Raw genomic sequence first — 25421 nt, 5'->3', positions numbered from 1 at the left:
CTGAGGGCGCCCCCTGCCACAGGGGGCGCCCTCAGCGTCGTACAAGGCCCTTCAGTGGGGCGTCACTTGCCGTCGCCGCCGACGTGGTGGACACGGACCATGTTGGTGGTGCCGGGGACGCCGGGGGGCGAGCCGGCGGTGATGATGACCGTGTCGCCCGGGGTGAAGCGGTTGAGCTTGGCCAGCTCCTGGTCGACCATGTCGACCATTTCGTCCGTGCTGTTCACGAACGGAACGATGTGCGACTCCACACCCCAGCTGAGCGTCAGCTGGTTGCGGGTGCCCTCGTCCGTGGTGAAGGCCAGGATCGGCTGGGCCGCGCGGTAGCGGGACAGCCTGCGGGCGGTGTCACCGGACTTGGTGAAGGCGATCAGGCCCTTGCCGCCCAGGAAGTCCGCGATCTCGCACGCGGCACGTGCGACCGAACCACCCTGCGTCCGGGGCTTCTTGCCGGGGACGAGCGGCTGCAGGCCCTTGGAGAGCAGCTCCCCCTCGGCCGCGGTGACGATCTTTGACATCGTCTTGACCGTCTCGACCGGATACGCGCCCACGCTCGACTCGGCCGACAGCATGACCGCGTCGGCGCCGTCCAGGATGGCGTTGGCCACGTCGGAGGCCTCGGCGCGGGTCGGGCGGGAGTTGGTGATCATCGACTCCATCATCTGGGTAGCCACGATCACCGGCTTGGCGTTGCGCCGGCACAGCTCGATCAGGCGCTTCTGCACCATGGGGACCTTCTCGAGCGGGTACTCGACGGCGAGGTCGCCACGGGCGACCATCACGGCGTCGAACGCCAGCACGACGCCCTCCATGTTGTCGACCGCCTGCGGCTTCTCCACCTTGGCGATGACGGGGACCCGGCGGCCCTCCTCGTCCATCACCCGGTGGACGTCGTTGACGTCCTTGGCGTCCCGCACGAAGGACAGCGCGACCATGTCGCAGCCCATGCGCAGCGCGAACCGCAGGTCCTCGATGTCCTTGTTGCTCAGCGCGGGCACGTTGACGGCCGCGCCGGGCAGGTTGATGCCCTTGTGGTCGGAGACGACACCGCCCTCGATGACGATCGTCCGCACCCGCGGGCCCTCGACGTCCACCACCTTCAGCTCGACGTTGCCGTCGTTGATCAGGATCTGGTCGCCCCGTGCGACATCGCCCGTCAGGCCCTTGTACGTCGTGCCGCAGATCTGCTTGTCACCCGGCACGTCCTCGGTCGTGATGACGAACTCGTCACCACGCTCCAGTTCGACCGGCCCCTCGGCGAAGGTCTCCAGACGGATCTTGGGGCCCTGCAGATCGGCGAGGACGCCGATGGCGCGGCCGGTCTCCTTGGAGGCGGCCCGGACGCGGTCGTACCGCGCCTGGTGCTCGGAGTGGGTGCCGTGGCTGAAGTTGAACCGAGCCACATTCATGCCGGCCTCGATCATGGAGACGAGCATCTCGTGGGAGTCGACCGCGGGGCCGAGAGTACAGACGATTTTCGAACGGCGCATGGGGCGATCCTATCGGTTTGTTTCGCTACGGAATATTCCGTCTGGTGGAAGATGCAAATGGGCGGACGTGCGCTCAGTCGTGTTACCGCCGTGTAATTGCTCAGCTGTTCGCCTAAATGCTCAGCTGTTCGCTCAGCTGTTCTTTCCGACCAGTGCGTAGGTCTGTGTGGCGATCTCCAGTTCCTCGTCGGTGGGCACCACGGCGACGGCCACCCTCGCGTGCTCGGGCGAGATCAGCCGTGGCCCGTCGCCGCGTACGGCGTTCAGCTCGCCGTCCACCGCCAGGCCCAGCTCCTCCAGGCCCGCCACGGCAGCCTCTCGCACGGGACTCGCGTTTTCCCCGACTCCCGCTGTGAAAGCGACCGCGTCCACCCGTCCGAGCACCGCGTAATAGGCGCCTATGTACTTCTTCAGGCGGTGAATGTAGATGTCGAAGGCGAGACGCGCCCGTTCGTCGCCCTCGTCGATCCGACGGCGGATCTCCCGCATGTCGTTGTCACCGCACAGCCCGAACAGACCGCTTCTCTTGTTGAGAAGAGTGTCGATCTCGTCCATGGACATTCCGCCAACACGCTGCAAATGGAAGATGACGGCCGGATCCAGGTCGCCGGAGCGCGTCCCCATCACAAGCCCCTCCAGCGGGGTGAGCCCCATCGAGGTGTCCACGCACCGGCCTCCGCGCACCGCGGAGGCGGACGCCCCGTTGCCCAGGTGCAGCACGATGACATTGACCTCCTCCGGCGCCTTCCCGAGCAGCTTCGCGGTCGCCCGGGAGACGTAGGCGTGCGAGGTCCCGTGGAAGCCGTAGCGCCGGATGCGGTACCGGTCCGCCAGCTTCGGGTCGATCGCGTAGCGCGCCGCGGACTCCGGCATGGTCGTGTGGAACGCCGTGTCGAAGACCGCGACCTGGGGCAGGTCGGGGCGCAGCGCCAGGGCCGTGCGGATGCCGGTGAGGTTGGCCGGGTTGTGCAGCGGCGCGACGGGGATCAGCCGCTCGATCTCGGTGAGCACGGCGTCGTCGATGACGGTCGGCTCGGTGAAGAACATGCCGCCGTGCACCACACGGTGCCCGATCGCGGCCAGTTCCGGCGAGTCCAGGCCGAGACCGTCCTTGGCCAGCTCCTCGGCCACGGCCTTGAGGGCGGCGTCGTGGTCGGCGATCGGCCCGTTCTCCTCACGGGTGGCGCCCGAGGCGAGACAGGTGTGCTTCAGCCGGGAGGTCTGCTCGCCGATGCGCTCGACGAGACCCGCCGCCAGCCGGCTGCTGTCGCGCATGTCCAGCAGCTGGTACTTCACCGACGAGGAACCGGAGTTGAGGACGAGGACGCGGGTGGCGGTCACTGGGCGGTTGCCTTCTCGCTGGAGGTCTGGGCCTGGATGGCCGTGATGGCGACGGTGTTGACGATGTCCTGGACCAGGGCGCCCCGGGACAGGTCGTTGACCGGCTTGCGCAGACCCTGCAGGACCGGGCCGACGGCGATCGCGCCGGCCGAGCGCTGCACGGCCTTGTACGTGTTGTTGCCGGTGTTGAGGTCGGGGAAGATCAGCACGCTGGCCTGTCCGGCGACCTCGGAGCCGGGCAGCTTGGTGGCCGCGACCGACGGCTCCACGGCCGCGTCGTACTGGATCGGCCCCTCGATCTTCAGGTCGGGCCGCCGTGAGCGCGCCAGCTTGGTCGCCTCGCGCACCTTGTCGACGTCGGCGCCCGAACCGGACGTACCCGTGGAGTACGACAGCATCGCGATCCGCGGCTCCACGCCGAACTGCTGCGCGGTGGCGGCCGACTGGATGGCGATGTCGGCCAGTTGCTCGGCGTTCGGGTCCGGGTTGACCGCGCAGTCGCCGTAGACCAGCACCTTGTCGGCCAGGCACATGAAGAACACGGAGGAGACGATGGACGACTCCGGGGTGGTCTTGATGATCTCGAAGGCGGGCCGGATGGTGGCGGCCGTGGAGTGCACGGACCCGGAGACCATGCCGTCGGCGAGACCCTCCTGGACCATCAGGGTGCCGAAGTAGTTCACGTCGGAGACGACGTCGTAGGCCAGCTCCACCGTCACGCCCCGGTGGGCCCGCAGCCCGGCGTACGTCTGGGCGAAGGCGTCGCGCAGCTCGGAGGCGGCCGGGTCGATCAGCTGGGCGTCGCCGAGGTCGATGCCGAGGTCGGCGGCCTTCTTGCGGATCAGGTCGACGGGACCGAGCAGGGTCAGCTCGCACACGCCCCGGCGCAGCAGCACCTCGGCGGCGTGCAGCACACGCTCCTCGGAGCCCTCCGGCAGGACGACACGGCGCTTGTCGGAGCGGGCCTGTTCGAGCAGCTTGTGCTCGAACATCATCGGGGTGACCCGGTCACTGCTCGGCGCGGAGACCCGCTTGAGCAGATCGCTGGTGTCGACGTACCGCTCGAACAGACCGAGCGCGGTCTCCGCCTTGCGCGGGGTGACCGCGCTCAGCTTGCCCTCCAGGGAGAACAGCTGCTCGGCGGTGGGGAAGCTGTTGCCGGGCACCGAGACCACCGGGGTGCCCGGGGCGAGCCGGGCGGCGAGGGTGAGGATCTCCTCGGAGGGCCGCTCGTTCAGGGTGAGCAGCAGGCCGGCTATCGGCGGGGTGCCGGCGCTGTGCGCGGCGAGCGAGCCGATCACCAGGTCGGCGCGGTCGCCCGGGGTCACCACCAGGCAGCCGGGGGTCAGGGCGCTGAGCAGGTTCGGCAGCATGGCGCCGCCGAAGACGAAGCCGAGCGCGTCCCGGGCCAGCCCCGAGTCGTCCCCGAGCAGCACGGTGCCGCCCAGGGCCTGGGTGATCTGGGAGACCGTCGGCGCGGACAGCGCTGGCTCGTCGGGCAGCACCCAGCAGGGGACCGGCAGCCGGTTTCCGAGCCGCTCGGCGATCTCGTCGCGGTCCTCGCGGGCCACCCGGTTGGCGACCATGGCGAGGACGTCGCAGCCGAGACTGTCGTACGCCCGGAACGCGTTGCGCGTCTCGGCGCGCACGGACTCGGCGGTCTGCCGGCGGCCGCCCACGACCGGGATCACGGACGCGGCGAACTCATTGGCGAGCCGGGCGTTCAGGGACAGCTCGTCCGGGAGCTGGGTGTCGGCGAAGTCGGTGCCGAGGACCAGGACGACGTCGTAGTCCCGCGCGACCAGGTGGAACCGGTCGACGAGGGTGGACACCAGTTCGTCCGTTCCCTGTTCGGCCTGCAGCGCGGACGCCTCGTGGTAGTCCATGCCGTAGACGGTCGCCGGGTCCTGGGACAGCCGGTACCGGGCGCGCAGTAGCTCGAACAGGCGATCGGGGCTGTGGTGGACGAGCGGCCGGAACACCCCCACCCGGTCGACCTGCCGGGTCAGCAACTCCATGACTCCCAGCTCGACGACCTGGCGGCCGTCGCCGCGGTCGATCCCGGTCACGTACACGCTGCGCGTCACGTGGGCACTCCGTTTCGTCTCTCACGTCTCCGCATAAAAATCGCCCACCAAGGTGAGCAGATCCCTCTTGACAATACCCCTGGCGCTAGATAAGGCGCCCGTCAGGGCATCGGCCCCCTGACGGACGTGAAACAATCGGACTTGCTCACCGGTACCAACAGCGACCAGGAGACACAGCACGATGCGCATCGGAGTTCTCACCGCAGGCGGCGACTGCCCCGGCCTGAACGCAGTGATCCGGTCTGTCGTGCACCGGGCCGTGGCGCAGTACGGCGACGAGGTCATCGGCTTCGAGGACGGCTACCGGGGACTGCTCGACGGCCACTACCGCACCCTCGACCTGGACGCGGTCAGCGGCATCCTGGCCCGCGGCGGCACCATCCTCGGCTCCTCCCGACTGGAGCGCGACCGGCTGCGCGAGGCCTGTGAGCGGGCCACCGACATGGTCGGCGAGTTCGGCATCGACGCGCTGATCCCGATCGGCGGCGAAGGCACGCTGACCGCCGCCCGGATGCTCTCCGACGCCGGGCTGCCGGTCGTGGGCGTGCCGAAGACGATCGACAACGACATCTCCTCCACGGACCGCACCTTCGGCTTCGACACCGCCGTCGGCGTGGCCACGGAGGCCATGGACCGCCTCAAGACCACCGCCGAGTCCCACCAGCGCGTGATGGTCGTCGAGGTCATGGGCCGTCACGCGGGCTGGATCGCCCTGGAGTCCGGCATGGCCGGCGGCGCCCACGGCATCTGCCTGCCCGAACGCCCCTTCGCCCCGGCCGACCTGGTCAAGATGGTCGAGGAGCGGTTCTCCCGCGGCAAGAAGTTCGCCGTCATCTGCGTCGCCGAGGGCGCCCACCCCGCCGAGGGCACCATGGACTACAGCAAGGGCGAGATCGACCAGTTCGGTCACGAGCGCTTCCAGGGCATCGGCACGGCACTGGCGTACGAGCTGGAGCGGCGCCTCGGCAAGGAGGCCAAGCCCGTCATCCTCGGCCACGTCCAGCGCGGCGGCACCCCGACCGCGTACGACCGCATCCTCGCCACCCGCTTCGGCTGGCACGCGGTGGAGGCCGCGCACCGGGGCGAGTTCGGCCGGATGACGGCGCTGCGCGGCACCGACATCGTGATGGTGCCGCTCGCGGAGGCGGTCACCGAGCTGAAGACGGTCCCGAAGGACCGGATGGACGAGACGGAGTCGGTCTTCTAGGACCGTCCAGGCGCTGCGCGGTCCTGCCGGGTCTTACTGGTTCCTGCCAGGCCCTGTTGGTATCAGGCCGTACTGGCCTCCACCCTCGACCAGAAGTGCTCCACGATCCGGTCGAGGAAGTCACGGCCGTTGCCGCTGGAGTCCTCCGCGGCACTGGTGCCGCCCCAGCTCAGCGTGGCCACCATCTGCCCCTGGTAGTCCTGGTGCAGCTCCTGGAGGGCGCCCTCCAGGAGTCGGCGGTCCAGCGGCACCATCCGGCCCACCGGTCGCACATAGGCCCGCCACCGCGTGGTGACCGCACTGCGCAGCAACTCGGCCAGCTTCCCGTCGCGGCCGCTGACGGTCACGAAGTCGGGCAGGGACAACGCGAGCAGCTCGGCGAGGGCGGCGGACTGCCGCTCGGTGCCGCGCCACTCGTCGTGCTCCTCCATCCGCAGATAGGCGAGGAGTTCGACCCCGACGGCGAGGGCGACGTCCTCCGCCGCCAGCCCACGGGCGACGCGGTGCTCGCGCAGACTGCGCGGCCGCCCGATCAGCTCCCCCGGCGAACACCACAACACCCCGGCGAGAGCGGTGAGTTCGGGACTGCTGGGCGTGGCGAGGCCCCGCTCCCAGGTGGCGACCAGGTCAGCGGTGACGTACGGCAACCCGTACGAGGCACGCATGCCGTGGGCGACGTGTTCGGGTGTCATGCCGAGAGCGGCACGGAGTTTGCGGGCGGCGGGGGCGTTGAAGGGGGGACCTGGCTGGTTCCGTGGGTCTGGTGGTCGGCGCACAGCGGACAACGTACGGGTGCGCGGGGGCGATGACTACGGTCTGTTCGGCCAGGATCACGGATTGTAGGAACGTATGGTTCCGGCGTAGCCGGTGCTCCCGGCAAGGTGTGCCGGTTCCCCGGCGGCGTGTCGGGTTGCACGTGGCGTGGTGCCCGAAGTGTCCGCCGTCCGGTCCTCCGTGGCGGGGTCGCGCCTGGACGATCCGCCAGAAGGTCAACGAACGGAGGTGGGAGATCGTGGCGCTTGAGGTGATGCCCGACCACGTTGGCCTGTCCGTCAAGCACGCTGCTGAGCCGTCGGCTTCGTCTGTCGCGAACCAGTTGAAGGCCTTCACTTCACGCCCCTCGAAGGGCGGGACGCGGCGTGGCACTCGCGCGCGGGACCGGGCCGTGGGGGTGCTGCCCCTACCGCCGTTCGCCTTGCTTCCCGGTCACGGGTCCGTAGAAGGTCCCGCCCCGGAAGTCGATGTGGTCGCCCCCGTAGACGGCTCGGGGCCCTTCCTCGGAGTGCGCGGAAGCATCGTCGCCTCCGGGCCGGTGCTTGCGCAGTACCGCCATCGCCACCGATGCCGCCCGCGTGGCCGCCCGCTGCTGTGAACCCCCGGCGTCCGCCTCGGACTTCCGCGCGTCGGCGCGGTCGCTGATGCCCCGGACGACCAGGGCGTCAACCTGCCCGCTCAGCTGCGCCGCGTGGGCCGCGCCGGACCCCTCCATCTCGACCGCGGCCGCGTCGTTGTAGTGCTCCCGCAGGTGACGGGCGATCTCGGACCCGGCGTCGGCCAGGACGACGTCACCGGTGGCGATCGGCTTGAAGTGGGCCCGTACGTCCGTCATGTCCCGTACGGCCGAACGCGCGGCCTGCACCAGTGCGTTGGAGCCGTACCAGGCCTCCGGGCGGACGAGCAGGCCCTCGGCGGTCTGCTTGCCGCCGTGGATGCCGTACACCTTGGTTCCCACGACGACGTCGCCGATGCCGATGTCGTCCTTGAGGCCGCCCGCGACACCGACGAAGAGGACCGCCCGCGGACGGAGCCAGTCGATGAGTGACGCGGTGAGCGCCGCGGTGGCCCTGGCGCCCTCGCCCAGCTCGCCGATCGCCACGTGCCAGGGGGTGCCGGGCAGCCGTCCGCGTTCGAGCCGGGTGCCATTGCCGGGGTGGACGAGATCCTGCCGGTCCTCGACATGGGCGCGGACGGCGGAGTACTCCAGAGCGAGTGCGGTCAGGACCAGAACGGTGGGCTGTGTCTCCGGCACACTCTCAAGGTACTGCCGGGGGAAGGGGTCGTAGTGCCGGAACGAGACGTCACCGTGGGGCGGTTGCTGCTCATCGAGTACCAGACCGTCAAGGACGAGCAGAAGACGAGGATCGGGTTCCGGGACAACCTCCTCTATGTCACGCTCACCGTCGTCGCCGCCGTCATCGCGGCGTCGGCGCAGGCCGGACAGCCCGCCATGCTGCTCGCGCTCCCGCCGGTCTGTGTGGTCCTCGGCTGGACCTATCTCGTCAACGACCAGAAGATCTCGGCGATCGGCCGGTACGTTCGCGAGGACCTGGGTCCCCGGCTCGCGCGGCTCGCCCGGACCGAAGAGGCCGGCGAGGTCGAGGAGGTCTTTGTGTGGGAGCGTGCTCATCGCGGCGACCGGCGTCGCCGGTCGCGCAAGGCCGTGCAGTGCGTCATCGACCTGCTCGCCTTCTGCCTCGTGCCGCTCGCCGGGCTCACCGTCTACTGGACCGGCGGGCAGGGCAGCGGCGGCCTCCTCGTGGTGTCCGTCGTGGAAGCCCTGGCCGTGGTCGGTCTCGGCGCGCAGGTCGTGTCGTACGCCGGGGCGAACACCTCCGGGTGACGGGGCGGCTCACTGCCCCCTGACCCACCGGTACTGCAACTCCGGCCGCCCCACGGTCCCGTACTGCGGACTGCGCGCCGCCCGCCCCGCGTCCACCAGGTGCTCCAGATAGCGGCGGGCCGTGATGCGGGAGATGCCGACCGCCTCGGCGACACCGGCGGCCGTGAGACCCTCCGCGCAGTCCCGCAGGGTCACCGTGACCCGCTCCAGCGTCGGCCCGCTCAGCCCCTTCGGCAGTGCCGCGGGCCCGGGCGCCCGGAGTTGGGCCAGTGCCCGGTCCACCTCGTCCTGACCGCTCGCCTCGCCCACCGCCGCACGGAACTCGGCGTACCGCACCAGCCGGTCCCGCAACGTCGCGAACGTGAACGGCTTCAGGACGTACTGCACGACTCCGAGCGAGACCCCTTCCCGGACCACGGTCAGATCCCGCGCCGAGGTCACCGCGATGACATCGGCGTGATGCCCGGCCGCCCGCAGGGAGCGCGCGAACTGCAGGCCGTGCACATCCGGCAGATGCAGATCGAGCAGCAGCAGGTCCACCGGCGTACGGTCCAGGAGGCGCCGTGCCTCCGCCCCCGTGTGCGCCTTGCCCACGGCGACGAACCCCGGTACCCGGCCGACGTACATCACATGCGCGTCCGCCGCCACCGGGTCGTCCTCCACCACCAGCACGCGGATGGACTGCTCGTTCGTCATACGTCGCCTCCAGACACCGGGGACGGCCCGACCGCCGTGTGCAACGGCAACCGCACCTCGAACTCCGCCCCACCACCGTCGGCCTCCGCCACCGTCAACGTCCCCTGCTGACGGTGTACGGCCTGCCGGACCAGGGCCAGGCCGAGCCCGCGCCCGCCCGGTCCCGCCGGCTTGGTGGTGAACCCCCGCTGGAATACCAGTTCCGCATGGGCCGGATCCACACCGCTGCCGGTGTCCGCCACCCGCAGGACGAGTTCCCCGCCCTTCCCGCCTTCCGCGCCCGCCCCGCCTTCCGCGTATGCGGTCACCGTCACCCGCGCCCCGACGCTGCCCTGCGCCGCGTCCACCGCGTTGTCGATCAGATTGCCCAGGATGGTCACCAGATCGCGGGCCGGGAGGCCGGGTGGGAGGACCCCGTCGTCCAGTCGGCTGTCCTCGGAGAGGATCAGCTCCACGCCCCGCTCGTTCGACTGCGCCGTCTTGCCGAGCAGCAGGGCGGCCAGGACCGGCTCGCTCACCGCCGCCACCACCTGGTCCGTCAGCGCCTGCGCCAGTTCCAGTTCCGCCGTGGCGAAGTCGACCGCCTCCTGAGCGCGGCCCAGTTCGATCAGCGAGACGACCGTGTGCAGACGGTTCGCCGCCTCGTGCGCCTGCGAGCGCAGCGCCTGCGTGAAACCGCGCTCGGAGTCCAGCTCGCCCATCAGGGACTGGAGTTCGGTCACGTCCCGGAGCGTCACGACCGTTCCGCGGCGCTCGCCGCCCGACACCGGCGAGGTGTTCACGACCAGCACCCGGTCCGCCGTCAGATGGACCTCGTCCACCCGGGGTTCGGAGGCGAGCAGGGCACCCGTCAGCGGGGCGGGCAGGCCGAGTCCCGCCACCGACGTGCCGATCACGTCCGCCTCGGCCGGCACGCCCAGCAGTTCCCGGCCGCCGTCGTTGATCAGCGCCACCCGGTACTGGCCGTCCAGCATCAGCAGCCCCTCGCGCACCGCGTGCAGCGTGGCCTCGTGGTAGTCGTGCACCTGGCTCAGCTCGGTTGCGTTCATGCCGTGGGTGTGGCGGCGCAGCCGGGCGTTGACGACGTACGTACCGACCGCGCCCAGCAGCAGGGCGCCGCCGGCCACCGCGAGCAGCGCCGTGACCTGGCCCTGCACCCGCTTGCTGATCGCCTCGACCTTGATGCCGGCGCTGACCAGGCCGATGACGCGGCCGTTCTCCTCCACGGGCGTGACCGCGCGGACGGACGGGCCGAGTGTGCCGGTGTACGTCTCGGTGAAGGTGTGGCCGTGCTGGGCGGGGCCGATACGGCCGAGGAAGTGCCTGCCGATCTGCTTTTCCTCGGGATGCGTCCAGCGGATGCCGGAGGGGTTCATGATCGTCACGAAGTCGACGTCCGCGTCCCGCATCACCTGGAGGGCGTAGGGCTGCAGCCGGAGGGTGGGGTCGGCGGTGTGGATGGCCGAGCGGACCGAGGGGGAGTCCGCGATCGAGCGGGCCACGGCGGTGGCGTGACGGGCCGCCGCGTCCTCGGCCTGCCGCTGGTCGCTGACGTAGGTGAACAGCGCGTACCCGGCCACGAGCACCGCTATCAGCACGGCCTGCATGGCGAAGAGCTGGCCGGCCAGGCTGCGGGGACGGGCGACGGACGGGAAGCGCATGTCGTCAGTGTGCCTCTGCGGTTAAGCGTGAACTAAATGAACGGAAGGGTGACCGCCCTCACAGGGCGGGAGATAGTCACGGCATTCCCCATAACCCCCGGACGTGAGCCGCACGCCGGTGTGTTGCCGACGAAGACGTCAAGGAGGGCAGCCGTGGCCGCCAGTACCCCCGATACGGCTCCAGCCGCACCCGCTGTGAAGCGGGACCGTACCCACTATCTGTACATCGCCGTCATCGCGGCGGTCGCGCTCGGTATCGCCGTGGGGCTCATCTGGCCCGACCTCGGGGTCGAGCTCAAGCCCCTCGGTACGGGCTTTGTGAACCTGATCAAGATGATGATCTCGCCGATCATCTTCTGCACGATCGTGCTCGGGATCGGGTCCGTCCGCAAGGCCGCCAAGGTCGGCGCCGTCGGCGGTATCGCCCTCGGCTACTTCCTCGTCATGTCGCTGGTCGCGCTGAGCATCGGGCTCGTCGTCGGCAACGTGCTGCACCCGGGCGACGGGCTGCATCTGACCGACGCGCTCAAGGCGACCGGGCACGACCAGGTGTCCGCGGACGCGCTGCCGCCCGTCGAGTTCGTGCTGTCGATCATCCCGGTGACCTTCGTCTCGGCGTTCACCGAGGGCCAGGTCCTGCAGACCCTGCTCGTGGCGCTGCTCACCGGGTTCGCGCTGCAGGCCATGGGCCCGGTCGGCCAGCCGGTGCTGCGCGGTATCGAGCACATCCAGCGGCTCGTGTTCCGCATCCTCGCCATGGTGATGTGGGCCGCCCCGATCGGTGCCTTCGGTGCCATCGCGGCGGTGGTCGGCTCCGCCGGTCTGGACGCGCTCAAGAGCCTCGCCGTGCTGATGCTCGGCTTCTACGTGACCTGCTTCCTGTTCGTCTTCATCGTGCTGGCCGCGCTGCTGCGTGCCGTCTCCGGGCTGAACATCTTCTCGCTGTTCAAGTACCTGGGCCGGGAGTTCCTGCTGATCCTGTCCACCTCCTCCTCCGAGTCCGCGCTGCCGCGGCTCATCGCGAAGATGGAGCACCTGGGCGTCAGCAAGGCCGTCGTCGGCATCACCGTGCCGACCGGCTACTCCTTCAACCTCGACGGCACCATGATCTACATGACCATGGCGTCGCTCTACATCGCCGACGCGCTCGGTACGCCGATGTCGATCGGCGAGCAGATCCCGCTGCTGCTCTTCCTGCTCCTCGCCTCCAAGGGCGCGGCGGGCGTCAGCGGCGCGGGGCTTGCGACCCTGGCCGGTGGTCTGCAGTCGCACAAGCCCGCACTGGTCGACGGCGTGGGCCTGATCGTCGGCATCGACCGCTTCATGAGCGAGGCCCGCGCCCTGACGAACTTCGCGGGCAACTCCGTCGCGACGGTGCTGATCGGCACGTGGACCAAGGAGATCGACAAGGACCGCGTCAAGCAGGTGCTCGCCGGCGAGCTGCCGTTCGACGAGACGACCCTGCTGGACGAGGGCGAGGCCGCCGTGGCCCCCGAGCCGACCGAGGACGGCGAGAAGGAACTCGCGAAGGCCTGATCGGGGCCCCTTCCAACGCCCCTTTTGACCGCCGGGCGCCCGGCCCTGCCTGAACCCGGGCCGGGCGCCCGGCCCTGCCTGAACCCGGGCCGGGCGCCCGGTCCACCGCCCCGGGCGGCTGAGCCTCCCCCCGAAGCTCAGCCGCCCGGCTTCTGTCTGCCCATTCCGGTGTCTACTCGCCCTCTCCGGCCTCTACTCGCTCAGCTTCGCCACCAGCGCGGTGGCCAGGGAGGCGGGCACGCCCGACGCGGCCAGCACGGCGGCCGCGGCGGAGCGGCCCGCCTCCGGTGCTGCCAGCAGGTCGTCGTTCACCGCCTCCATCACCGCGAACAGCATCTGTTCATGCACGTACGCCAGTGCCGGAGCCGGCAGCGGCGAGCTGAACGTCCCCTGTTCCAGGCCCTGTCGCAGCACCTCGGCGCAGGCTTCGCGGACCGGCGTGAGGCGCTCGCGGATGCCCTGCACGGTGACCGTGCGCTGGGCCAGCGCGACCAGCAGCCGGTAGCGGTCGGCGATCTCCCAGACCGCGAGCACCGACCGGGCCACCGCCTCCGCCGGGTCGTCGACCCCCTCGCGTCCCGCCGCGTGCGCGGCCGCCAGCGCCTCCACCGCTTCGTCGATCAGCGTGCCGATCAACGCCTCACGGCTGGGGAAGTGCCCGTACACCGTCCGCCGTACGACCCCCGCGGCGCGCGCGATCTGGTCCATGGAGGCGTCGGGGTCGCGCAGCAGCTCGGCGAGGGCGATGTCGAGGATGCGGCGCCGGTTGGCGTCCGCGCGAGAGCTGTTACCCGTGGTCATGGCTGCCATTCTGCCTGCCCCGTGGAGGGCCTCACGGTCCTTCCGCATGGGCTTCACCTCCTTCATTTGCACAGCACTGTGCAGTAGTCGTACATTGCACATCGTTGTGCAATTGCACGCCACTGTGCAAGTTCGGTGGTGTGCATCTGCCCCGTCGTGTGCATCTGTGAGGAAGGCGACCCCTGCCCATGCGACTCGTCATGAACGAACCGGTCGAAAGGACGGACCGCCCCTACGCCCGGCGCTGGTGGGCCCTGCTGGTGCTCTGCCTGAGCCTGCTGATCATCGTGATGGCCAACACCGCCCTCACGGTCGCGGCCCCCGACATGACCGAGGACCTCGGTCTGTCCAGCGCCGACCTGCAGTGGGTGATCGACGGCTACACGGTCCCGTACGCCGCGCTGATGCTGCTGCTCGGCGCGATCGGCGACAAGTACAGCCGGCGCGGCGCGCTGGTCCTCGGGCTCGTGGTCTTCGGGGGCGGGGCCGTCTCCGGTTACCTCGCCGACAGCGCCACCGCCGTCATCGCGGCCCGTGCGGTCATGGGCGTCGGCGCCGCGCTGATCATGCCCGCCACGCTCTCTTTGCTCGCCGCGACCTTCCCGCGCGCCGAGCGGGCCAAGGCCATCACCCTGTGGACGGCGACCGCGGGACTCGCCATCGCGGCCGGTCCGGTCGTCGCGGGCGCGCTGCTGCGCGACCACGGCTGGTCGTCGACGTTCCTGATCAATGTGCCCGTCGCCGCGGTCGCGATCGTCGGTGCCTTCGTCCTCGTGCCGCCGTCCAAGGCCGGTCACCACGACCGGATCGACTACGTCGGCGGGCTGCTGTCGGTGCTGTGGATCGGCTCGCTGGTCTACATGATCATCGAGGGGCCGCACTTCGGCTGGGGCGTGAAGGCCGTGAGCGCCGCGGTCGTCGCGGGCGTCGGCCTGGTGGCCTTCGTCCTGTGGGAGCTGCGCCACCCGCGTCCGGTGCTGGACGTGCGCCGCTTCGCCGACCGCCGGTTCGCGGGCTCCAACCTCGCGGTCGCCCTGTTCTTCCTGGCCGTCTTCGGCGCGTTCTACTACCTCACCCAGCACCTCCAGTTCGTGCTCGGATACGACGCGCTCGGCACCGGTCTGCGCATGCTCCCGCTCGCGGGCGCCGTCTTCGTCGGCTCGGCGCTCACCGGCTGGCTCACCCCGCGCGTCGGCATGAAGTGGACGGTGACCGCGGGCATGGTCGGCGGCACGACCGCGCTGGCCCTGCTGACCCGGGTGGACGCGGCTTCGTCGTACGGCGATTTCGTCGCCCCGCTCATCGTCCTCGGCCTGGCCATCGGGCTCGCCCTCTCGCCCTGCACGGACGCGATCATGGGCGCCTTCCCGGAGTCCGAACTCGGCGTCGGCGGCGCGGTGAACGACACCTCGCTGGAGCTCGGCGGCTCGCTCGGCATCGCGATCCTCGGCTCGCTGCTGTCGACGTCGTACGGCAACCACCTCACCGACGCCACCGCGGGCAGCAAGCTCCCGGCGGACGCCCTGACCACCGCGCAGGACTCGGTCGGCGCCGGCTACGCGGTCGCGCAGGGCATCGGGGAGAAGGCGCGCCAACTCGGGGCGCAGGCGGCCCGGACGACGGACCCGCAACAGGCCGCGAAGCTCAAGGAACAGTCGGCCCAACTGGCCACGGGAGCACGCCAGATGGCCGACGCGGTCGGCTCCGCCTTCTCGGACGCGGTGGCCCACACGAGCCTGGTCGGCGCGGTGGTCCTGGGTATCGGCACGCTCCTGGTGGCACTGCTGCTGCCGGGCCGCGCGGCCGCCACACCGGAACCGGAGGAACCCGCGGAGGAGAAAGAGCTGGTGGACAGCGGCGTCCGCTGACCCGTCTCGACCCCTTCTCACCCGCATCCGCTAACGTGCCGTGCCGGATCAACCGGAACGGCACGTTTGCTTTCGCGCGTGTCCGTGAGTACGTATGGAGGCACGGGGGATGAAGATCGACTGGGACCGTCGGCACTGCGCGCGCAAGGGGCATGTGACCTACGCGCCGGACGACCCGAGGCTCCGGGTGCGGCTGCACGCCGAGACCGCGCTCGGGGACGTGTGGCGCTGTCTGCGCTGCGGCGACTTCGTGCTCGGCGAGCCGCACGGCTCGGGGCCGGCCGACGACGCGCCGCTGGTGCCGCGCGGGAAGGTGCTGCGGGACCTGTTCATCCTGCGGTTCCTGTCGATCGAGCGGGCCGTGCGGGGCGTGTTCATCGTGCTGGTCGCGGTGGCGGTGTGGAAGTTCAGCAACAGCCAGGACGCGGTACGGCGGCTCTTCAACGAGAACCTCGACGTCTTCCGCCCTGTCTTCAGGCACTTCCACTACGACCTCGACCACTCACCGGTCGTCGGCTCCATCCAGAAGGTCTTCGGCTACAAGCACTCCACGCTGCTGCTGGTGGCGGCCCTGCTGCTGGCCTACGCGGTGATCGAACTCGTCGAGGCGGTCGGCCTCTGGTACGCCAAGCGCTGGGCCGAGTACCTCACGGTGGTCGCCACCGCAGCGTTCCTCCCGCTGGAGATCTACGAACTCACCGAGCACATCAGCTGGTTGAAGATCTCAACCCTCGTCCTCAACATCCTCGCGGTCCTCTACATCGCCATCACCAAGCGGCTGTTCGGGCTGCGGGGCGGACGGAAGGCCTTCGACGAGGAGCGGCACAGCGCTTCGCTGATGGAGGTGGAGGAGTCGGCGGGGGTGGCTGTCTGATCCCGCGCCAAATCCTTTGACGCGCCCACCCGTTCGGCCCAGGCTTGAAGGCCTCGCAGCGCACGCGACGCACGGAGGTGGACATGGGGGAGCCGGGCAGGGTGGAGATCGTCAGCTCGCAGGAGTACGAGGCCCGATACGGACCGGAGAGGGAGCCGTCACCGCTCTCGTTGGAGCAGGTCAACGAGTTGTTCTCCGAGTTCCTCATGGCGGTCGCCCGCCCCAAGCGTCCGGACACCGACGGCAGCCGCGACCTCGCCAAGCGGCTGCGCGACCACCTGGGGTCGGCGCCGACGGACCGCCCGGTGGTGAAGGCCGCCTACGCCTCCTTCGACCTGCCCAACGTCCACCTCGCCCTGGAGCGCTGGTTCGCCGCGGACGGCCGCTCGTACGAACTGATCGGTATGCGTGGCGCCCAGCACCACGGCGACCTCACCCTCGGCGACATCATCGACGCCGCCGACCGCTACGACCGCTTCGTGGTCGGCGCCGTCGACTACGCCCATCTGCCGATCTCACCCGACGAGGAACTGGCCTGCGTCTCCTGCGGGTTCTACCTCGGGGCGGAGGGCGACGAGCGGTTCGCCGTACTCCTGCGCGGCCCGCAGGACGAGTACGGGCGCAACAAGGTCGAGGTCGAAGTCCTCGCCGGGGACAAGGAGTTCGCGGACCGGCTGCTCGCCGGGATCGACGCGCTCATGCGCGAGAACAACGTCTTCCGCGGGCAGGTGCTCTCCTTCGAGGGCTCCGAGTTCGGGCACGGTCTCGGCCCGTTCCGCTTCCACCGCCGCCCCGGCCTGACCCGCGACGACGTCGTGCTGCCGGCCGGACTCCTGGATCGGGTGGAACGCCAGGTCGTGGGCGTGGCCCGGCGCCGTGAGCAGCTGCGCGCGGCGGGCCAGCATCTGCGCCGGGGCCTCCTGCTGTACGGCCCGCCCGGCACCGGCAAGACCCATACGATCCGCTATCTCCTGTCCCACCTCCCGCAGTTCACGGTCGTGATCCTGTCCGGCGAGAGCATTCAGGCCATCGGCCCGGCGTGCGCCCTGGCCCGGATGCTCCAGCCCGCGCTCGTCGTCCTGGAGGACTGCGACCTGATCGCCGAGTCCCGCGACTACGGCGGCGGCGAACAACCCCTGCTCTTCCAGGTGCTGAACGAGATGGACGGCCTCGGCGACGACGCCGACGTCGCCTTCCTGCTCACCACCAACCGTGCCGACCTGCTGGAACCGGCCCTCGTGCAGCGCCCCGGCCGCGTCGACCTCGCCGTGGAGATCCCGCTGCCGGACGCGGAGGGCCGCGCGGCCCTGCTCGGCCTGTACGGCGCGGGACTCGGCCTCGGCAAGGACATCGCCGACGAGGTGGTGGCCCGTACGGAGGGCACGACAGCCTCCTTCACCAAGGAGCTGGTACGGCGGTCCGTGCTGATCGCGGCGGAGCGCGAGTCGCCCCGCACCGAGCCGGACGACGTCCGCGAGGCCCTCGACGAGCTCCTCTCCGACCGCGACCACCTGACCCGCCGGCTGCTCGGGGTGCGGGACGGCGACGAGGACGAGGAACGCCGACCGGTGCCGCGCAAACCGCTGCTCCCGCCGGCCTTGCCCTGACGCCGACGTCAACGCCTACGGTCGTACCCATGCGAATCGGCGAGCTGGCAGCACGGGCCGGAACCACCACGCGGGCGCTGCGGTACTACGAGTCGCGGGGGCTGCTGCCCGCGCGGCGCGACGACAAGGGGCACCGGTCGTACGACGAGGCCGACCTGCGGCTGCTCACCCAGATACGGACGCTGCGGGACTTCGGGTTCGACCTGGAGGAGACGCGGCCGTTCGTGGAGTGTCTGCGGGCCGGGCACCCGGAGGGCGACTCGTGCCCCGCCTCGCTCGCGGTCTACCGGCGCAAGCTGGACGAGCTGGACGCGCTCATCGGGGAGCTGCGGGCGGTGCGGGAGACGGTCGCCGGGCAGTTGGTCCGGGCCGAGCGGGCGCGGGCCGAACTGGCCGCCGAAGCGCTGGTTCCGGGAGGTCCGGAGCCGCTGTGCGAACTGGGAGGGCAGGAGCGTTGATCAAGGCGGACGGTGTGACCGAGGTGACGGACGCGGACTTCGCGGCGGAGGTGCTCGGCTCGGAGCTGCCCGTACTGGTGGAGTTCACCGCCGACTGGTGCCCGCCGTGCCGGCAGATGGGGCCGGTGCTCACGGCGCTGGCCCAAGAGACGAGCGAGCGGCTGAAGGTCGTGCAGCTGGACGTGGACACCAATCCGTTGACCACCAACGCGTACAAGGTGCTGTCGATGCCGACGTTCATGGTGTTCCGCGCCGGTGAACCCGTGAAGGCGATGGTCGGGGCGCGCCCCAGGCGCAGGCTTCTGGAGGAGCTTTCCGACGTCTGGTAAAGCGACGGGCCCGCAAAAAATCCCCCGAGCAATTGCGCTCGGGGGATTTCTGTGCGTATATTCAATGGTTCGCGACTTCAAGTGAATTGAGGCGCGGTGAAGTTCAGTGAGCACAGTATATCCGGGCGGGAGCGGAATTGTCAAACACCGAATTTCCGGACGATGAATTGCGACACGAGCAGGAATTCATCGACGGACTGTACGCGCACGTCGATGCCCTCCGCGGCGACACCGAGGTCTCCGTCGCGGACGCCCTCGCGCAGGGTGACAAGCCCATGCAGGCCCGGCTGGAGCGGGACATCCTGGTCGCCGAGCGCTCCGGGCTGCTCGCCGCGCTGAACGCCGTGGACGGCTCGCTCTGCTTCGGCCGCATCGACCTGTCCCCCAAGCTCTCAACTTCGTTCGAGCAGGGGGGACTCCCATCCGGTACCAGCCACCACATCGGCCGTATCGGCCTGCGCACCGACGACGCCGAGCGCACCCCCGTCCTCATCGACTGGCGGGCCGATGTCGCCCGCCCCTTCTATCTGGCCACCGGGCACACCCCGCTGGGGCTGCGCCGGCGCCGGCACATCGCCACCGACGGGCGCCGCGTCACCTCCCTGCACGACGAGATCCTCGACCTCGGCGACGCCACCCGCACCGGTCACGAGGACCCCACCGGGGACGCCGTGCTGCTCGCCGCGCTCAACTCCGCGCGCACCGGCCGGATGAACGACATCGTGCAGACCATCCAGGCCGAGCAGGACGAGATCATCCGGGCGCCGCACCGCGGGGTGCTGGTGGTGGAGGGCGGACCCGGCACCGGCAAGACGGCGGTCGCGCTGCACCGCGCCGCGTATCTCCTCTACGAGCACCGGGAACTGCTCGCCAAGCGGGCCGTCCTGATCGTCGGCCCCAACCCGGCGTTCCTCGGCTACATCGGCGAGGTGCTGCCCTCGCTCGGCGAGACCGGCGTGCTGCTGGCCACGGTCGGCGAACTCTTCCCGGGCGTGAAGGCGACGGCGACCGACAGCCGCGAGGCGGCCGCGATCAAGGGCCGTGCCGATATGGCGGACGTGCTCGCCGAGGTCGTACGGGACTGGCAGTCGCTGCCGGACCCGGTGATCGCGATCGAGCACGACCGCGAGATCCTGATGCTCGACGACGGCCTGGTGAAGGTGGCCCGTGAGCGCACCCGTGCCGCCCGGCTGCCGCACAACGTCGCCCGCGAGCACTTCGAGGGTCACATCCTCAACACGCTCACCGACATGGTGGCCGAACGCATCGGCACCGACCCGTACGACGGCACGAATCTGCTCGACCCCAGCGACATCACCCAGATCCGCGACGAACTCGCCGAGAACCCCGAGGTGTGGGCCGCCGTCGACCAGTTGTGGCCGCGCCTGACGCCGCAGCGCCTGGTCGCGGACTTCCTCGCCGACCCCGTGGGTCACCTCTCGGACGAGGACGCGGCCGCGGTCCGCCGCCCGACCACACGGGCGTGGACGGTGGCGGACGTACCGCTGCTCGACGAGGCCGCCGAACTGCTCGGGGTCGACGAGCGGTTGGCGCGGGCGCGGGCGGAGCGGGAACGGGAGACCCAGGTGGCCTATGCCCAGGGCGTCCTCGACGTCTCGTACGCCTCGCGGACGTACGAGTTCGAGGACAAGGAGGACAGTGATCCCGACGGCTCGGAGGTCCTGTCCGCGCACGACATCATCGACGCCGAACGGTTCGCCGAGCGCCATGAGGAGGAGGACCACCGCAGCGCCGCCGAGCGCGCGGCGGCCGACCGGACCTGGGCGTTCGGGCACATCATCGTCGACGAGGCGCAGGAGCTGTCGCCGATGGCATGGCGGCTGCTGATGCGACGCAGCCCGACCCGCTCGATGACCCTGGTCGGCGACCCGGTGCAGACCGCGGAGGCGGCGGGCGTCGGCTCGTGGGCGGACATCCTCTCCCCGTACGTCGAGGACCGCTGGGAGCACACCCGCCTGGGCGTCAACTACCGGACCCCGGCAGAGATCATGGACGTCGCGGCGGCCGTGGTGCGCGCCGAGGACCCCGGCTTCGAGCCGCCGAGTTCGGTGCGGTCGACGGGCGTACGGCCGTGGGTGCGCGCGACCGACGACCTGCCGGGCGCCGTGGCCGAGGCGGTGAAGGAGCTGACCCCCGACGAGGGCCGGCTCGCCGTCATCGCCCCGCGCCATCTGCACCGCAAGCTGGCCGCACGGCTGGACGGGGTGACGGCGGGCGCCGAGCCCGACCTGACGCGGACCGTCGTCCTTCTCGATCCGCGTCAGGCCAAGGGCCTGGAGTTCGACTCCGTCCTGGTGGTGGAGCCGGGCAGCTATGGAACCAGCGACCTGTACGTGGCCCTGACCCGAGCGACACAGCGGCTCGGTGTGCTGCACAAGGGCGCGCTGCCCGAGGGGCTCAGGCAGGCCGCAGCCACACCGTAGCCAGTGGCGGCAGGGTCAGCCGGATGCTCGCGGGTCGGCCATGTGCCCCTTGCGGCTCCGGTTTGACCGGGTCGGGGTTGGTGACGTCGCCGCCGCCGTACCTCCCGATGTCCGTGTTGAGGGTCTCGTGCCAGGCGGGGACGTCCTCGGGGACGCCGAGGCGGTAGTCGTGGCGGACGACCGGGGCGAGGTTCGAGACCGACAGGAGGGGGTTGCCCTCGGCGTCCAGTCTCAGGAAGGCGAAGACGTTGTCGTCCGCCGCGTCGCCGACGATCCACTGGAAGCCGGCCGGGTCGGTGTCCCGCTGCCACAGGGCGGGGGTCGTACGGTAGACGGCGTTGAGGTCGCGGACCAGGTCGCGGATGCCGCGGTGGTCGGACTCGGCGCCGTATGCCGGGTCCAGCAGCCACCAGTCGGGGCCGTGGGCCTCGGACCATTCGGCGCCCTGGGCGAACTCCTGTCCCATGAAGAGGAGTTGCTTGCCCGGGTGGGCCCACATGAAGCCCAGGTACGCACGGTGGTTGGCCCGCTGCTGCCACCAGTCGCCCGGCATCTTCGACACCAGTGAACGCTTGCCGTGGACGACCTCGTCGTGGGAGATGGGCAGGACGTAGTTCTCGCTGTAGGCGTACACCATCGAGAAGGTCATCTCGTGGTGGTGGAACTTGCGGTGCACCGGCTCGTGCTGCATGTACTCCAGCGAGTCGTGCATCCACCCCATGTTCCACTTCAGCCCGAAGCCCAGACCACCGAAGCCGCTCGGGCCCCTGTGGTGCGTGGGGCGCGTCACGCCGTCCCAGGCGGTCGACTCCTCCGCGATCGTCACCACGCCCGGGTTGCGGCGGTAGACGGTGGCGTTCATCTCCTGCAGGAACGCCACCGCGTCCAGGTTCTCCCGGCCCCCGTGCTCGTTCGGCGACCACTGGCCCGGCTCACGTGAGTAGTCGAGGTAGAGCATCGAGGCGACCGCGTCCACCCGCAGCCCGTCTATGTGGAACTCCTCGCACCAGAACACGGCGTTCGCCACCAGGAAGTTGCGCACCTCGCGCCGGCCGAAGTCGAACTCCAGCGTGCCCCAGTCGGGATGCGCGGCCCGCAACGGGTCCTCGTGCTCGTACAGCGGACGCCCGTCGAACTCCGCCAACGCCCAGTCGTCCCGCGGGAAATGGGCCGGCACCCAGTCCATCAGCACACCGATGCCCGCCCGGTGCAGGGCGTCGACCAGGTACTTGAAGTCGTCGGGGGTGCCCAGCCGGGCGGTGGGGGCGTAGAAGCCGGTGACCTGGTAGCCCCAGGAGCCGCCGAAGGGGTGCTCGGCGACCGGCATCAGCTCGACGTGGGTGAAGCCGAGATCCTTGACGTACCCGGGGAGCTGCTCGGCCAGTTGGCGGTAGGTCAGGCCGGGGCGCCAGGAGGCGAGGTGGATCTCGTACACCGAGAACGGTGCCTCGTGCACCGGCGTGTCCGCTCGGTGCGCCATCCACTCCGTGTCGCCCCACTCGTACTGCGAGGCGTGCACGATGGAGGAGGTGTTCGGCGGGGCCTCGGTGCGACGGGCCAGCGGGTCGGCGCGCAGGGTCCGGGAGCCGTCCGGGCGGGTGATCTCGAACTTGTACAGCTCGCCCTCGCCGATGCCCGGCACGAACAGCTCCCACACCCCCGAGGAGCCCAGCGACCGCATGGGGTGGCCCGTGCCGTCCCAGAAGTTGAAGCCACCGGCCAGCCGTACGCCCCGCGCGTTCGGCGCCCACACCGTGAAGCGGGTGCCGGTCACGCCCTGGTGCGTCATCGGCTCGGCGCCCAGCGCCTGCCACAGCTGCTCGTGCCGGCCCTCGCCGATCAGATGCAGATCGAGGTCACCGAGCGTGGGCAGGAAGCGGTACGCGTCCTCGGTCTCCCGCACCGTCTCGTCGTACGCCACCAGTAGCCGGTACTCCGGGACCCCGATCAGGGGCAGCAGCCCGGAGAAGAAGCCGTCGCCGTCGTCGTGCAGTTCGGCCCGCAGACGGCCCGACACCACCGTGACGGACCGGGCGTACGGGCGCAGGGCCCGGACGGCGATCCCGCCGGGCACCGGGTGGGCGCCGAGGACGGAGTGCGGGTCGTGGTGCGTGCCGTGCAGCAGCCGCTCGCGGTCGGCGGCGTCCAGGGCGGGGGACACGGCGGTTTCGGCGGGAGCGGGGGCCGTCTTCGTGACCGCCTTCTTCGTGACCGCCTTCTTCGTGACCGCCTTCTTCGGGGAGGGCTTCTTGGCGGAGGCTTTCTTCGCCGGGGCTTCCTTGACTGCGGCCTTCTTGACCCCGGCCTTCTTGGCTATGGCCTTCGTGGCCGCCTTCTTCGCGCCGGCCGTCTTCTTGGCCGCTGCCTTTCCGGCCGCAGGCTTTCCGGCCGTTGCCTTCCCGGCCGCCTCGGCCGACGTCTCGGCTGTTTTCTTCGCTGTCTTCTTGGCCGCCGTCTTCTTTGGATTCTTCGGATCCGAACCGCTGGACGGGGGGCTGGGGGTCACGGACGAGCCTCCTGGGCGAGGGTGAGGTCAGAGCTGGTCGGACAGGGCGAGGCGGTGTACCGCCGACATCGGTACGGGGAGCCAGTCGGGGCGGTGGCGGGCTTCGTAGACGACCTCGTAGACCGCCTTGTCGGTCTCGTAGGCCCGCAGCAGAACGGGATCCGTGCGCGGATCGCGCCCGGCGACCTCGGCGTACCCGGAGCAGTACGCGGCCCGGCACGCGGCCGCCCAGCCCGGGGCCGGCGGGGTCGCCGAGTGTGCCGCGTAGTCGAAGGAGCGGAGCATCCCCGCGATGTCCCGCACCGTCGGCTGCGGCATACGCCGCTCGGCCAGCGGGCGGGCCGGTTCGCCCTCGAAGTCGATCAGCGACCACTGCCCGGAGGGCGAGCGCAGACACTGGCCGAGGTGCAGATCGCCGTGGATGCGCTGGGCGGTCCAGATGCGGCCCTCGGCGGCCAGCTCGGCCAGGGCCTCGTAGGCGGAGCGCAGCCCCGGCTCGTACGGGCCCAGTGTCGGCACCGCCTGTACGGCCGCCTCCAGCCGCTCGACCATGCCGTCCACCAGGCGCCGCAGCTGGACATGGCCCAGGGTGGTCGTGGGGAGCGCGTGGGCGAGTGCCGTGTGCACCTCGGCGGTGGCCCGGCCCAGCGCCCGGGCCTCGGCGGTGAAGTCCTCGCCCTTGGCCAGCTCGCGCAGCGCCAGCTCCCAGCCGTCCGTCGCGCCCCGAACGAACGGCTGGAGCACGGCGAGGACGTAGGACTCCTGGGCGGGCTCGCCGGTGTCGGCCATCAGCCATGCCGTCGGCGCGGGCACGCGGGCGCAGCCCTTGCGGGCCAGGACCAGCGGTATCTCCAGGTCGGGGTTGTCGCCGGGGACGACCCGGCGCAGCAGCTTCAGTATGAACGTATCGCCGTAGACGACCGAGGAGTTGGACTGTTCCGCGGTCATCATGCGGGCCACCAGGCCGTCGCGTATCTCCTGGCGTCCGTCCCGCTCGAAGCGCAGCCCGCCGATGCGGGCCTGGGTGCGCAGGGCCTCCAGGAGCACCTCGGCGGGCCGGGGGTCGTACAGGGCGTCGTACACCGTGCGTCCGGCGAGCGGCCCTTCCTCCACGTGTCCGATCAGCGCGGGCGCGAGCCGGGGCGGCAGCGCCTCGCGCACGCCTATCAGGAGCTGGTAGCAGTCGCCGGGGTGGACCGCGGCGCCCAGGACGGGTGGCTGATGGGCACGGACGAGCAGATGGTGCAGGCCCAGCCTGCCGTCGGAGGGCAGCAGTTCGGTGGCCGAGACCAGGGAGAAGCCGGTGACCGGGCGCCCCTTGCCCGCGAACCACCGCTGCCTCGGCAGCCACTCGCGCAGCAGTGGATCGAGTGACGCGAGGAGGTGGCCGGGACTTGTCGTGCCGGAAGGTGTGACCGTTTCCGCCATGGCGGCGCGTCCTTTCCCCGGGGCGTCGGGGTGTGACTGATGGGTGCCCCGGGTGGGGCAGGGGAAACCGCTCCACCCGGGAGTGGACTATGCGGTTTCCCTGCGGAGCCGGAACCAGTAGAAGCCGTGCCCCGCCAGGGTCAGCAGATACGGCAGTTCGCCGATCGCCGGGAAGCGCACCCCGCCGAACAGCTCGACCGGGTGCCTGCCGTTGAACCGCCGCAGGTCGAGTTCGGTCGGCTGTGCGAAGCGGGAGAAGTTGTGCACACACAGGACCAGGTCGTCCTCGTACTCCCGTAGGAACGCGATCACCGCCGGGTTGGAGGACTGGAGTTCGGTGTAGGAGCCGAGTCCGAAGGCGGGGTTCTGTTTACGGATCTCGATCATGCGGCGGGTCCAGTGCAGGAGGCTGGACGGGGAGGACATGGAGGCCTCGACGTTGGTGACCTGGTAGCCGTAGACGGGGTC

General features: G+C 70.5%; 20 protein-coding genes. 9 read left to right on the top strand and 11 right to left on the bottom strand.

Annotated elements, in window-relative coordinates:
* Positions 1-62: 62 nt before the first annotated feature.
* From pyk to pta, 3 genes are all read right to left on the bottom strand, one after another.
* On the bottom strand, positions 63-1490 hold the full coding sequence (gene pyk, locus ACZ4EG_RS40250; RefSeq protein WP_467794158.1) for a pyruvate kinase: 1428 nt from the start codon (positions 1488-1490) through the stop codon (positions 63-65).
* A 132-nt stretch (positions 1491-1622) separates the two neighbouring features.
* Entirely contained in the window at positions 1623-2831 is a 1209-nt protein-coding gene (locus tag ACZ4EG_RS40245) for an acetate kinase (protein ID WP_453558952.1), read from the bottom strand.
* Positions 2828-4918: a phosphate acetyltransferase gene (gene pta / locus ACZ4EG_RS40240; RefSeq protein ID WP_467794157.1), complete on the bottom strand. Its 2091-nt coding sequence runs from the start codon at positions 4916-4918 to the stop codon at positions 2828-2830. Before pta ends, ACZ4EG_RS40245 begins: the two co-directional genes overlap by 4 nt.
* A gap of 181 nt (positions 4919-5099) precedes the next feature.
* On the opposite strand from pta, the gene ACZ4EG_RS40235 reads away from it, so the two are divergent.
* Entirely contained in the window at positions 5100-6125 is a 1026-nt protein-coding gene (locus tag ACZ4EG_RS40235; RefSeq protein WP_453558958.1) for an ATP-dependent 6-phosphofructokinase, read from the top strand.
* 62 nt (positions 6126-6187) lie between these two features.
* Here ACZ4EG_RS40235 and ACZ4EG_RS40230 read toward each other — a convergent pair whose 3' ends face one another.
* Both ACZ4EG_RS40230 and ACZ4EG_RS40225 read right to left on the bottom strand, forming a co-directional pair.
* Positions 6188-6817, bottom strand: coding sequence for an XRE family transcriptional regulator (locus ACZ4EG_RS40230; RefSeq protein ID WP_467794156.1), 630 nt, complete (start codon positions 6815-6817; stop codon positions 6188-6190).
* A gap of 488 nt (positions 6818-7305) precedes the next feature.
* A complete protein-coding gene (locus ACZ4EG_RS40225; RefSeq protein ID WP_467794155.1) occupies positions 7306-8154 on the bottom strand; it encodes a 5'-methylthioadenosine/S-adenosylhomocysteine nucleosidase family protein in 849 nt (282 codons plus the stop codon).
* Between the two features lie 33 nt (positions 8155-8187).
* Between ACZ4EG_RS40225 and ACZ4EG_RS40220 the strand changes: the two genes are divergently transcribed.
* Positions 8188-8745, top strand: coding sequence for a hypothetical protein (locus tag ACZ4EG_RS40220; RefSeq protein ID WP_467794154.1), 558 nt, complete (start codon positions 8188-8190; stop codon positions 8743-8745).
* Between the two features lie 9 nt (positions 8746-8754).
* Here ACZ4EG_RS40220 and ACZ4EG_RS40215 read toward each other — a convergent pair whose 3' ends face one another.
* Together ACZ4EG_RS40215 and ACZ4EG_RS40210 are read right to left on the bottom strand one after the other, a co-directional pair.
* Positions 8755-9441 carry a response regulator gene (locus ACZ4EG_RS40215; RefSeq protein WP_467794153.1) on the bottom strand — a complete coding sequence of 229 codons (687 nt, stop codon included), beginning with the start codon at positions 9439-9441 and terminating at the stop codon, positions 8755-8757.
* A complete protein-coding gene (locus tag ACZ4EG_RS40210) occupies positions 9438-11102 on the bottom strand; it encodes a sensor histidine kinase (RefSeq protein ID WP_467794152.1) in 1665 nt (554 codons plus the stop codon). The genes ACZ4EG_RS40215 and ACZ4EG_RS40210 overlap by 4 nt, the downstream gene beginning before the upstream one ends.
* A gap of 153 nt (positions 11103-11255) precedes the next feature.
* On the opposite strand from ACZ4EG_RS40210, the gene ACZ4EG_RS40205 reads away from it, so the two are divergent.
* On the top strand, positions 11256-12638 hold the full coding sequence (locus ACZ4EG_RS40205; protein ID WP_467794151.1) for a cation:dicarboxylate symporter family transporter: 1383 nt from the start codon (positions 11256-11258) through the stop codon (positions 12636-12638).
* 192 nt (positions 12639-12830) lie between these two features.
* Here ACZ4EG_RS40205 and ACZ4EG_RS40200 read toward each other — a convergent pair whose 3' ends face one another.
* Positions 12831-13448, bottom strand: coding sequence for a TetR/AcrR family transcriptional regulator (locus ACZ4EG_RS40200; protein WP_467794198.1), 618 nt, complete (start codon positions 13446-13448; stop codon positions 12831-12833).
* Between the two features lie 179 nt (positions 13449-13627).
* Between ACZ4EG_RS40200 and ACZ4EG_RS40195 the strand changes: the two genes are divergently transcribed.
* The 6 genes from ACZ4EG_RS40195 to ACZ4EG_RS40170 all read left to right on the top strand — a co-directional run bounded on the left by ACZ4EG_RS40195 (position 13628) and on the right by ACZ4EG_RS40170 (position 21019).
* Positions 13628-15307 carry a DHA2 family efflux MFS transporter permease subunit gene (locus tag ACZ4EG_RS40195; RefSeq protein WP_453562195.1) on the top strand — a complete coding sequence of 560 codons (1680 nt, stop codon included), beginning with the start codon at positions 13628-13630 and terminating at the stop codon, positions 15305-15307.
* A gap of 109 nt (positions 15308-15416) precedes the next feature.
* A complete protein-coding gene (locus ACZ4EG_RS40190) occupies positions 15417-16181 on the top strand; it encodes a DUF2127 domain-containing protein (protein WP_453562197.1) in 765 nt (254 codons plus the stop codon).
* A gap of 83 nt (positions 16182-16264) precedes the next feature.
* On the top strand, positions 16265-17788 hold the full coding sequence (locus tag ACZ4EG_RS40185; RefSeq protein WP_453562199.1) for an AAA family ATPase: 1524 nt from the start codon (positions 16265-16267) through the stop codon (positions 17786-17788).
* A 29-nt stretch (positions 17789-17817) separates the two neighbouring features.
* A complete protein-coding gene (locus ACZ4EG_RS40180; protein WP_390708974.1) occupies positions 17818-18246 on the top strand; it encodes a MerR family transcriptional regulator in 429 nt (142 codons plus the stop codon).
* Complete coding sequence (locus ACZ4EG_RS40175) at positions 18243-18575, top strand: thioredoxin family protein (protein ID WP_390708975.1); 333 nt, start codon at positions 18243-18245, stop codon at positions 18573-18575. The genes ACZ4EG_RS40180 and ACZ4EG_RS40175 overlap by 4 nt, the downstream gene beginning before the upstream one ends.
* Positions 18576-18742: 167 nt before the next feature.
* Entirely contained in the window at positions 18743-21019 is a 2277-nt protein-coding gene (locus ACZ4EG_RS40170) for a HelD family protein (RefSeq protein ID WP_467794150.1), read from the top strand.
* On the opposite strand, the gene glgB is transcribed toward ACZ4EG_RS40170, so the two are convergent.
* The 3 genes from glgB to ACZ4EG_RS40155 form a co-directional block, all read right to left on the bottom strand.
* Positions 20994-23525, bottom strand: a complete 2532-nt coding sequence (glgB, locus tag ACZ4EG_RS40165) for a 1,4-alpha-glucan branching enzyme (protein ID WP_467794149.1) — start codon at positions 23523-23525, stop codon at positions 20994-20996. The genes ACZ4EG_RS40170 and glgB overlap by 26 nt on opposite strands.
* Positions 23526-23552: 27 nt before the next feature.
* Positions 23553-24953, bottom strand: coding sequence for a maltokinase N-terminal cap-like domain-containing protein (locus tag ACZ4EG_RS40160; protein WP_467794148.1), 1401 nt, complete (start codon positions 24951-24953; stop codon positions 23553-23555).
* A gap of 87 nt (positions 24954-25040) precedes the next feature.
* On the bottom strand, positions 25041-25421 hold a 381-nt coding region (locus ACZ4EG_RS40155), incomplete at its 5' end, for an alpha-glucosidase C-terminal domain-containing protein (RefSeq protein WP_467794147.1).

The organism is Streptomyces sp. NPDC025638 (assembly GCF_055558775.1).
This window is presented reverse-complemented; position numbering and strand designations above follow the sequence as displayed.